Source organism: Rhizobacter sp. (assembly GCF_031412075.1).
In the GTDB taxonomy this organism is placed as follows: Bacteria; Pseudomonadota; Gammaproteobacteria; order Burkholderiales; family Burkholderiaceae_C; genus Rhizobacter.
Genome location: NZ_JANOCG010000370.1, coordinates 1 through 10,977, shown reverse-complemented (window position 1 = coordinate 10,977; position 10,977 = coordinate 1). Strand labels below are relative to the sequence as shown.

Here is a 10,977-nt window from a genome sequence, read left to right as displayed (position 1 = left end):
TCGGCCCGCCCGAAAAGCTGCGCGATCTGGTCAACCTGCAATTGCCCGGCATTGGCCTGCGCTCGTTGCCGGTGGCGCCGCGCCAGTTGCCATTCCATGCCGGCTACTTCTACTTCGAGCTCGACCGTGGGGGCGAGCTGTGGAAACCCATCGAACAAAACGGCAACGTGGCCATGCACATCTCGGGTGATTTCCCGGGGTTGGAGTTGGAGTTGTGGGCGATTCGCAAGTAACGCGAGGCCTTGCCGACTCGTCCCTGTCTTTACCGCCAAGGCGCCAAGAACGCAAAGGTCGCCAAGGAAAACAAGCTTTCTTTCTTCTTCGCGACCTTTGCGTTCTTTGCGCCTTTGCGGTGAAGAGACCTCTCGAAGTTCGCGATCTCCACATTGAGCGTCAAGCAGATGAGCACCTCAAACCCTGACGACCCGTTTGCCGACATCGACACCGGTCGCACCTTCATCATGCCCACGCCGGGCGGACGCGCCGCTGCCGCTGCGCCCTCGCCAGCGGCCCGCATGGGCCCGGCCGTTGGCGCCGACGTGGCAGCCGACATCGGCCCGAGCGAGAGTGGCCTCAACCCGCTGGTCGCGCTCGCCAACCCCTTGCTCGCGTTGGTGCCGCAGATCCGCGCCACCACGCACTTGCCCGACCCCGCCGCGCTGCGCGAATCCATCGCCCAGGGCGTGCGTGAATTTGAAGCGGCCGCGCGCGCCAAGGGCATGGCCCCGGAGCGTGTGCTGGCGGCCCGCTACATCTTGTGCACCTTGCTCGACGAGGTGGCTGCGACCATGCCCTGGGGTGCGTCAGGCCAGTGGGGCCGGCACAGCCTGTTGGCGATGTTCCACAACGAAACCGGTGGCGGTGAAAAGGTCTTCCAGCTGATGGCCAAGCTGGCCGAGAACCCTGCTGCCAACCGCGACCTGTTGGAGCTGATCTACGCCGTGTTGTGCCTCGACTTCCAGGGCCGCTACCGCGTCGTCGACGGCGGCAAAGCCCAGCTCGAAGCGGTTCGCGAGCGGCTGGCGCAGATCCTGCAAAAAGAGCGTGGCGCCTACCCGCCGGCGCTGGCGCAAAACTGGGCGGGCGAAAAGCCGTCCAAGCGCTCCATGTTGACCTGGTTGCCGCTGTGGGTCACGGCCGCCATCGTGGCGCTGTTGCTGGTGGCGATCTACAGCTTCCTGGCGTTCAAGTTGAGTGGTGACTCCGATCCGGTGTTCGGCCGCATTCAAGAGCTGCGCCTGGCGCCACCATCACCGCCCGTCAAGCAGCCTGCGGCCAAGCCACGGCTGGCGCAATTCCTGGTGGCCGACATCAAGGCCGAGCAGGTGGCCGTGCGTGACGAGGTGGACCGCAGCGTGATCATCATCCGCGGTGATGGCCTGTTCGCACCGGCCAGCGCTTCGCTCACTGCCGAGCGTGAGGCGCTGATGAAGCGCATTGCCGAAGCGCTGAAACAAGTGCCGGGTGGCATTGCCGTCACCGGCCACACCGACAACGTGCGCATCCGCACCGCGAGCTTCCCGTCCAACTGGCACCTCTCGGAAGAGCGGGCCAAGACCGTGCGCGAGATTCTTGTCAGCAACGGCCTGCCCGCCGAGCGTGTGCGTGCCGAAGGCCGCGCCGATGGCGAGCCCGTGGCCACCAACGACACCCCTGCCAACCGGGCGCTGAATCGGCGCGTGGAGATCACCTTGTTCGTCACACGCGGAGCCGGGTCATGATCAAGAAGGTCCTCGGCATCATCTTCAATCCCTGGGTGCTGCTGGTGCTCGGCCTGCTGGCCCTGTCGCTGGTGATCTGGATCGTCGGCCCGCTGGTGGCCATCGGCAACTGGCGCCCGCTCGACGGCGTGACGGCGCGGCTGGTGTTCATCGGCCTCATCGTGCTGCTGATCGTGTTGCGCAATGTCTGGAAGCTCTTCGCCTCGCGCAAGAAAAACGACAAGGTGGTCAACCAGCTGCTGGCCCCCGCCGCGGCCGCCGACCCGAGCGATGGCGAGATCAAGACGCTCAACGAGCGTTTTTCGAAAGCGCTGCAAACCCTCAAGACCGCTCAGTTCGAGCAGCCCAAGACGGGTATCTCCGCCCTGTGGAGCGGGCTGTCGTCTCGTGTGGGCAAACGGTATCTGTACGAGTTGCCCTGGTACGTGATCATCGGCGCGCCGGGTTCGGGCAAGACCACCGCGCTCGTCAACTCCGGCCTCAACTTCCCGCTGGCCGGCGCCTCGGGCGAACATTCCGTCAAGGGTGTGGGTGGCACGCGCAACTGCGATTGGTGGTTCACCGACCAGGCCGTGCTCATCGACACCGCCGGCCGCTACACCACGCAAGACAGCCACAAGAGCACCGACGCGAAAGCATGGGAAGGCTTTCTCAATCTGCTGAAACGCAGCCGGCCGCGCCAGCCGCTCAACGGCGTGCTGGTCACGGTCTCGGTCACTGACCTGCTCACACAAAACGCCGCCGAGCGCAACCTGCACGCCGCCACCGTGCGCCAGCGTTTGCAAGAGCTGCACCAGCACCTGGGCATGCGTTTCCCGATCTACCTGCTGGTCACCAAGTGCGACCTGCTGGCCGGCTTCATGGAAACCTTGGGGGATGCCGACAAGGACACCCGCGCCGCGCCCTGGGGTTTTACGTTCAAGCTCGACAAACAGCAGCACACCGACCTGAGTGTCTTCACGACCGAGTTCGACGCGCTGGAAAAGCGCCTCACCGACGGCCTGGTCGGCAAGCTGCAAATGGAGCGCGACCCGGGCCGCCGTGCGCGCATCTACGGCTTCCCGCAGCAGTTCGAAGCGCTGCGCGGTTTGCTGAAAGACCACCTGGAGCAGGTGTTCTCGCCGTCGCAGTTCGAAGCCCACCCGCTGCTGCGCGGCGTGTACTTCGTGAGCGGCACACAAGAGGGCACGCCGATCGACCGCATGCTGGGCCGCATCGCGCGCACCTACCGGCTGGAGCGCACCGTGGTGCCGCCCAACCAGAGCAGCGGCAAGAGCTACTTTCTGTCGCGTCTGCTCAAGGAAGTGGTGTTCGCCGAGAGCGGCCTCGCAGGCACCGACGCCAAGTGGGAGCGCCGCCGCGGCATGTTTGCGCTGGGCGCGTACGTGCTCGTCGGCGTGCTTGCCGTCAGCACGCTGACGGCCTGGGGCGTGAGCTACGTGGGCAACCAGCGTTACGTCGAGAAGGTGGGCACGGCCGCCGAAGAAGTGAAGAAGCTGGTGCAAGCCACGCCCAACCGCAACTCGCCCGACGTGCTGGTGCTGCTGCCCGCACTCGAAGCGACCCGCGACCTGGCGCGCGCGGGGATCGGCGAGTCGGTGCCGCTGTCGCTGGGTTTTGGCCTCTACCAGGGCAAGAAGCTCGACGCCGCCTCGAAGCAGGCCTATCGCCGCATGCTGATCGACGCGGTGCTTCCGCGCATTGCGCTCGGCATCGAAGAACAGCTGAAGAACGGCAACGACAACCCCGAGCTGCAATACGAGGCCCTGAAGGCCTACGTGATGCTCTATGACCCGGAGCGCTTCGATGCCGCCGCCCTCAAGCTCTACGTGACAGCCGATTGGGACAGCTCTCTGCCACGCTCGGTCACCACCGAGCAGCGTGCGGCGCTGGAGTCGCACCTCGATGCGCTCTTGTCCGAAGGTGCCGTGGTGTCGCCATTGCCCGAAGACAAGACCCTGGTCGCCCAGACGCGCACGCGGCTGGTGGCCACGCCGCTCACCGAGCGCATCTTCCGCCGCTTGAAGCGCCAGGGTGTGGGCGCCGAGTTCCCCGAGTTCACCGTGGCCAAGGCCGCGGGCCCGGGTGCGGCGCTGGTGTTCACACGCGGCAGTGGCGAGCCGCTCACCAAGGGTGTTCCGGGGCTTTTCACCCACGAGGGTTATCACAAGGGTTTCCAGCGTGAAGTCGAACGTGTAGCAGGGCAGCTGGCCGAAGAAGAGAGCTGGGTGCTGGGCGTCAACGACAGCGCACGCCAGAACGCGCTCAAAGACCTGGACATCAAGCTCCAGCTCAACGACGAGGTGCGCCGCCTTTTCTTGAGCGAATACGCCAAGGTATGGGAAGACTTCATCGCCGACATCAAGATGGTGAAGACCGCCAACCTCGCGCAGGCGGTGCAGATGGCGCGTGTGTTGTCGGCGCCCGACAACCCGCTGGTGCCTTTGCTGAAAGCGATGTCGCGCGAGACCACCTTGCGCACCAACAAAGACGTGGTCGGCCAGGTCGAGACCAAGGCCCGCGATGCGCTGCAACGCTCACGCGAAGAGCTGTCGCGCCTGCTGGGCAACAAGGGCACGGCCTCGGCGGTGGCGCCGGGCCAGGCGATCGAAAGCATCGTCGACGACCGTTTCATCGGCCTGCGCCAGATGGTCTCGTCACCCGACGGCAAGCTGCCCGCGCCAGTCGACGGCACGGTCGCCCTCATCAGCGAGGTCTACACGCTGCTCACCGCGGCCGACACGGCAGTGAAGGGCGGCAACGTGCCACCGCCGTCAGAGGTGCCCAACAAGGTGAAGGCGGAGGCCGCGCGCCTGCCCGAGCCGGTGCGCTCGCTGCTCAACACGCTCTCGGTGAGTGGCACTTCGGCGGCGCTCGAGATCACGCGCAGCAACCTGGGCAACGCCATCAACTCCGAGATCGGCGAGTTTTGCCGCCAGGCCATCAGCGGACGTTACCCGTTTGCACGCAGCAGCACGCGCGACGCGACACAAGAAGATTTCACCCGCATCTTTGCGCCCGGCGGCATCATCGACGCCTTCTTCCAGAAGAACCTGGTGAACTTTGTCGACACCTCGACACGCCCCTGGAAGTTCAAGAGCGTCGACGGCGCCAGCATGGGCACCGACAGCTCCACGCTGCTGCAGTTCCAGCATGCAGCCATGATCCGCGACACCTTCTTCCGTGGCGGTCCGCAGATGGGCCTGCGGCTCGACTTCAAGCCGGTCGAGATGGACGCGACCATCACCCAGTTCATCCTCGACGTCGACGGCCAGATCGTGAAGTACGCGCACGGCCCGCAGATCCCGGCCAGCGTGCAGTGGCCGGGCCCCCGTGGCAGCTCGCAGGTGCGGGTGCAGGTCACGCCGGTGTCGGCCGCCGGCGCCTCGGGCCTGGTGACCGATGGGCCGTGGGCGCTGTTCAAGCTGTTCGACAAGCAGCAGATCGAATCGGCCGGCGGGCCCGAGCGCTGGAAGGCGACCTTCAATGTGGACGGACGCAAGGCCAGCTTCCTCGTCACCACCAGCAGCGTGCGCAACCCATTCCGCTTGCCTGAACTGGTGCAGTTCTCATGCCCGGGCAAACTCTGATCAGCTGATGGACGAAAGATCCCTTCTGGACCTGCTCGCCGGCACGGGCGTCGAGGCGCCCGGCTGGTACGGCAAGATGCCCGCGCTCGGCGACTTCGCCAGCCGGCGTCTGCCGCAAGTTTTTGTCGATGCCTGTGATGCCTGGCTCGCCAGCGGCGTGGAACACAGCCGCGCGCAGCTCGGCGAGCGCTGGCTCGACGTCTATCTCACCGGCCCCATCTGGCGCTTCGCCTGGGCGCCGGGTGTCGTCCCTGGTTTGGAAGGTCAGCAATGGTGGCTGGGCGTGATGATGCCCAGCGTCGACAAGGTCGGCCGCTACTTCCCGCTCTTGATCGCGCGCCCTGCGGCAGCGCTGCCCGGCACGGCGGACGGCTTGAATGCGCTGCAAGCCTGGTATGGCCATGTAGGCGCTGCTGCGCTCGGCACCTTGCGGCCCGGCGCCACGCTGGAAGAGTTTGAGTCGACCCTTTCGCGCGCACCAGTGGCCGCCGACAGCGCCTACGTGCCGCCAGCCAGCGCCAGCCAGCTGCCCGGCCGCGTGAGGCACACTCTGCCCGGCGCTTCGTCCTTGTTGACCTGGGCGCAGGGGCTGCTGGTGGGCAATGCCTTGCAAGGTTTTGCCGGCCACAGCCTCTGGTGGCCCGACCATGCCGAATCGCCCGACAACAGCTTGAGCGTGTCGCAGGGTTTGCCCAGCGCTCAGCATTTTTCAGAGTTGCTGGAGGGTCGTTGGTGAGTTCCCCCGTTCCGCCCAAGACTGAAACACTCGACATGGGCACCCGCACCGCCGTTGGCGGTGGCATCGAGATCGACGGCAGTGGCAACACGCTGCCGCTGGGGCACCGCCTGCAGGAATACGTGATCGAGGGTCTGATCGGCGAGGGCGGCTTCGGCATCGTCTACCTGGCGCGCGACACCCAGCTCGGCCGCGTGGTGGCGCTCAAGGAGTACATGCCTTCGTCGCTGGCCACACGCGCTGCCGACCACCAGGTCTCGGTGCGCTCGGCGCGCCACCGCGAGACCTTCGAGCTCGGCCTGCGCAGCTTCGTCAACGAAGCGCAGCTGCTCGCCGCCTTCGACCACCCCTCGCTGGTCAAGGTGTACCGCTTCTGGGAACAGCATGGCACCGCCTACATGGTGATGCCGTATTACCAAGGCCCCACGCTCAAGCAGTGGCTGACCGAACACGGCGCCCGGCCCGATGAAGCCTGGCTGCTCTCGCTGCTGCACCCGGTCATCGACTCGCTGGAGCTGATGCACCACGAGCGCTGCTACCACCGTGACATCGCGCCCGACAACATCTTGCTGCTCAACCATCAGGCCACGCAGCTCGGCCGCCCGCAGGTCATGCGCCCGGTGCTGCTCGACTTCGGCGCCGCCCGCCGCGTGATCAGCGACGCCACCCAGGCGCTCACAGTCATCCTGAAATCGGGCTACGCACCGATCGAGCAGTACGCCGAATCCACCTCGATGAAGCAGGGCGCCTGGACCGACGTGTATGCCTTGTCGGCCGTGCTCTACGCCGCCATCACCGGCCGCGCGCCGCTGCCGTCGGTGAGCCGCATGGTGAGCGACGACATGGTGCCGGCCGCGCAGGTCGGGGCGGGGCACTACAGCGCCGAGTTCCTGGCGGCAGTCGACAAGGGACTGTCGGTGCGCCCTGAGAACCGCCCGCAAGACATGGCGGCATTGCGCGCCCTGTTCAGCTTCGGCGCCGGCACACCCACACTGGCCCGGCCGCAACAAGCCGATGCACCGACCGTGCTGATGCCTGCCACGCTCGACGACGCCGATGCCGCCACGGTGATGATGGCGCCCACGCCACCTGCACCGCCGCCGCCCAGGCCGCCCGTTTCCGCACCACGCCCACCCGCGCAGCCCGCCCCGCCGATCAAGCTGCTCAACCCCGACCCGGCTCCGCCCCCGTCGCGCATCGGTTGGTGGGCCGGCGGTGGTTTGGCCTTGCTGGTGCTGGCCGGTGCGGGCTGGTGGTTTGGCGTCAAGGGCAAGGCCGACGCGCTCACGCCGCCCGTGGCCCAGAACGGCAGCACCGAGCAGCCAGCGCAGCCTGCCTCGGCGCCGCCAGTCGCAAAAGTCGAACCCGCCAAGCCACCACCGCCGGTCGTGCCGTTCAGCATCGTCACCGCCATGCAAGACATCGTGCGCCGTGCAGACCCGCTGCTCGGCGTGAACGCTCTTGCCGACAAGTCGACCCTGACGATCGGCAGCGACAGGCTGCAGTTCCGCGTCAAGTCATCTGAAGCCGGCTATGTGTATGTGTTTTTTGCCGGCACCGACAAGGGCCACATGTACCTGCTGTTCCCGAACACGTTCGACAAGAACAACCGCATCGAAGCCAACCAGGAGATGCTGTTGCCACGCAAGAGCTGGAACATCACGGCCGGCGGGCCGCCCGGCACCAATCACATCGTGACCATGGTGTCACGCCAGCCGCGCGATTTTGCGCAAGCCGGCCTGCGCCAGGCGAAGGAAGAGATCCCCGAATACGACCTGGTGCTCGCCGAAAAGTTGTGGGCCGCACGCACCGGCGGCGAGAGCCCGTTCGTGGGCAAGGCCGTCTGCCCTTCAGGCACCGCTTGCGAATCGACCTACGGCGCCACATTGCTGACCATCGAAGAGGTGGCCGCAAAAGCGCGCTGAGCCTGCGGGTTGCCTCACGCAACCGTGGGTCGTGAAATCCGGCGCATGTCCTGCGCGGAGATTGTTCTTGCGAGAGCGCAGGCCTTGCCATACTCAAGCCCCAGCCCCAGGCGCCGACATCCACTGGATGACCACAAGACCGCCCAACGACGGTGCCTGACCCTGCCATGGACGCTCACCTCGATCGAATCTTCGCCGCCAGCCTCTGGATCGTCCTGAGCCTGGCTGCAGGCGGTTTGTCGGCCCAGCTCGGCCTCGCATGGATCGAGCACGCCTGGGCCAACAACCTGCGCAGCTCGGCGCAGCGCCTGCTCGGGGCGGGCCTCAGCCTCGGCACCGGCCTCTGGATGGTTCATGTTTTTTCGGCCCCGGTCGAATCCGCCGGCTTCGGGCGGGGATACACACCCGCGCTCGAATTTGCAGTGTGGGCCTTGGCCGTGGCCGCCTCCATGGCCACGCTGGCATGGCTCGACCTTCGCAAGGCCAGCGCCGCCAGGTGGGTGCCGGCGGCCGTGGTGCTGGGTACGGTCATGGTGGGTTTGCAGCTGCTGGGCGCTAGCGACTCGACGGCTCCCTGGCACGCGGGCTTCTTGCTGGTGGCCTGGGGACTGGGTGTGGCAGGTGCCCTGTTGGCATTTGGCTTGTTCCATTGCCTGAAGGGGCAGAGCAACGGTGCGGCCGTCTGGTTCCGGGTGGGTGCCAGCGTGGCCTGGGCCGGTGCGATGGTGGCCAGCCAGCACTTCGTGGCCGAAGCGGCGCCCGCGGCGCGCGCTCCGGCAGCGCCCGGGCAGGTGTCGGGCGGCGTGTTGACGGTGTTGGCGGTCGTGCTGGGCGGGGGTGTGTTGTCTGGCCTGCTGGTCTCCTTGCGCAAGCACCTGAAGGCCCGCGCCGCCGGTGCCAAGGCCCGCCGGGCCCTGGGCAGCAAGCTGCTCAACGACCCACTGACCGGCTTGCCCAACCGCCAGCTGTTCGAAGGCACGCTGGGCCAGGCCGTGCAACGTGCTGACGCCAGCGACCAGTCGCTGGCCTTGTTGTTCATCAACCTCGATGGCTTTCGCCCCGTCAACGAAGCCTTTGGCCACCGCGGCGGCGACCGTGTGCTCGGCAAGGTGGCGTCTCGCCTGCGGGCCCTGTCGGGGCCGCACATGGCGGCACGGTTGGCGAGCGACGAGTTCCTCGTCTTGCTCCAGGGCAAGGTGGGCGTGGAGCAGGCCTCCGAGCTGGCGACCCAGCTGCTGGCCGCAGTGAGCCAGCCGATTGCGGTGGAGGGCCGCTCGGCCACTGTCGCCTGCTCGATCGGTGTGGCGCTGTACCCCGAAGACGGCGCCCAATCCACCCTCATCCGCCACGCCGAGGCCGCGATGCGCGCGGCCAAATCGGCGGGCGGTGCGAGCCACGTTTTCTTCGAGCCCCGCATGCTCAGCGGCGCACGCGATGACGTGGCCCTGCTGCGCGACCTGCGCCACGCGCTCGCGCGGGGCGAGCTGGAGCTTTACTACCAGCCCAAGATCCATGCGCCCAGCGGCGAGATCACTGGCGTCGAGGCCTTGATGCGCTGGAACCACCCGCGTCGCGGCATGGTGAGCCCGGGTGTGTTCATTCCCTTGGCCGAGCGTTACGGCCTGATCAACGAGCTGGGCCGCTGGGTGATCGACGAAGCCTTCCGCCAGACCCGCGTGTGGCGCGATGCCGGCCTGCGCATGCGCGTGGCGATCAACCTCTCGGTGCACCAGCTGCGCCAGCCCGACCTGGCGGAGCGCTTCGAAGAGGTGCTGCAGCGCCACCAGATCAACCCCGAGCTGATCACCTGCGAGATCACCGAGTCGTCGGCGATGGAAGACACCGAGGTCACGATCCGTGTGTTGCGCCAGCTCGACCTGCTGGGCCTGCAGATTTCGATCGACGACTTCGGCACCGGCCATTCGAGCCTGGCCTACCTGCGCAAGCTGCCGGCGCATGAGCTGAAGATCGACCGCAGCTTCGTGCTCGACTTGGAGACCAGCGAAGACGCTCGCAAGGTGGCCTCGGCCGTGATCAACCTGGCCAAGGCGCTCGACCTGAAGGTGGTGGCCGAAGGTGTCGAGACCGAGGGGCAAAACCGCATCCTGCGCGAATACGGCTGTGACCAGCTGCAGGGCTATCTCTTTGCCAAGCCCATGTCGGCCAAGGCTCTGGCCTTGTGGGCCATGCACGACGTGGGGCCGCGCACCTTGAACTTTCGCTCCTCGCTGTTCAAGGAGAGCACGCAGGTCTCGGCGGCCTGAGGCCGCAAGCGGCTACTTGACCAGCATCACCCGCATGCCGAGCGAATTGCCGGCCGGGCGGTCGAGCACGCGAATGGTGGTTTCGCGGGGCTTGAAGCCCTCAGGCAGCGGCTGGCTGCCGCGCACGATCTCATGGCTGCCCAGCGCCAGCGTCACCGGCTTGAGCGCGACCGTGGTCTCCGGCCCCCGCGCCGACTCACCGGCCACGGTGAGCTGCAACACACCGGCCATGGGCTTGCTGCCGGCGCGCTCGCGGGTCAGCACCACGTCGTAGACCAGCATGCCACCGCGGGTGGTGATGCGCCCGGCGCGCACTTCGACGCCGCCGCCGCGCGGGTCGGGCGGTAGCGCGGCCACCACGGCCGAGAGGTCTTCGCGCAGGCGCTCGGTGCTGGCGCGGCTGGTGGCCAGTTCTTCGCTGAGTTTGGTTTTCTCTGACAGTGCAGAGTTGAGCTTCTGGCTGGTTTCACCCAGGCTCTGTTGCAAGCGCAGGCGCTCGGCATCGGCTGTTTCATAGGCTTCGCGCAGCTTGGCCGATTCGCCTTGCGACAGGCGCGGCGGCAGGTAGCGCTCTTGCAGCACCACCACCCCCGCGGCGCCGATGGCCACGCCGCTCAGCAACAGCACCAACCAGCGCGGGGGCCGCCCGCGTTTGCGGCGGCTGCCATACGACTCCAGAACGACGGGTTTCGATTGACCGAACATGCGGGGTGTCAGCGTGCTGGCGTTTGAGGAGGGTGA

The 10,977-nt window shown here is 66.9% G+C and carries 7 protein-coding genes; 6 read left to right on the top strand and 1 reads right to left on the bottom strand.

The window, feature by feature from the left end:
• The 6 genes from tssK to RMO40_RS13655 all read left to right on the top strand — a co-directional run.
• Positions 1–233 (top strand): type VI secretion system baseplate subunit TssK (gene tssK, locus RMO40_RS13680; RefSeq protein ID WP_309722117.1); only part of this gene is annotated, 233 nt, incomplete at its 5' end.
• A gap of 168 nt (positions 234–401) precedes the next feature.
• Positions 402–1,721 carry a DotU family type VI secretion system protein gene (locus RMO40_RS13675; protein ID WP_309722114.1) on the top strand — a complete coding sequence of 440 codons (1,320 nt, stop codon included), beginning with the start codon at positions 402–404 and terminating at the stop codon, positions 1,719–1,721.
• Complete coding sequence (tssM, locus tag RMO40_RS13670; RefSeq protein WP_309722111.1) at positions 1,718–5,311, top strand: type VI secretion system membrane subunit TssM; 3,594 nt, start codon at positions 1,718–1,720, stop codon at positions 5,309–5,311. The genes RMO40_RS13675 and tssM overlap by 4 nt, the downstream gene beginning before the upstream one ends.
• Positions 5,312–5,318: 7 nt before the next feature.
• Positions 5,319–6,047, top strand: a complete 729-nt coding sequence (gene tagF / locus RMO40_RS13665; RefSeq protein ID WP_309722107.1) for a type VI secretion system-associated protein TagF — start codon at positions 5,319–5,321, stop codon at positions 6,045–6,047.
• The gene (locus tag RMO40_RS13660; protein ID WP_309722104.1) at positions 6,044–7,972 is read left to right on the top strand and encodes a protein kinase domain-containing protein; all 1,929 of its coding nucleotides are present in this window, start codon (positions 6,044–6,046) and stop codon (positions 7,970–7,972) included. The genes tagF and RMO40_RS13660 overlap by 4 nt, the downstream gene beginning before the upstream one ends.
• A gap of 167 nt (positions 7,973–8,139) precedes the next feature.
• Positions 8,140–10,236, top strand: coding sequence for an EAL domain-containing protein (locus RMO40_RS13655; protein ID WP_309722100.1), 2,097 nt, complete (start codon positions 8,140–8,142; stop codon positions 10,234–10,236).
• Between the two features lie 12 nt (positions 10,237–10,248).
• Here the strand turns inward: RMO40_RS13655 and RMO40_RS13650 are convergent.
• The coding region (locus tag RMO40_RS13650; protein ID WP_309722097.1) for a hypothetical protein at positions 10,249–10,977 on the bottom strand (729 nt) is incomplete at its 5' end.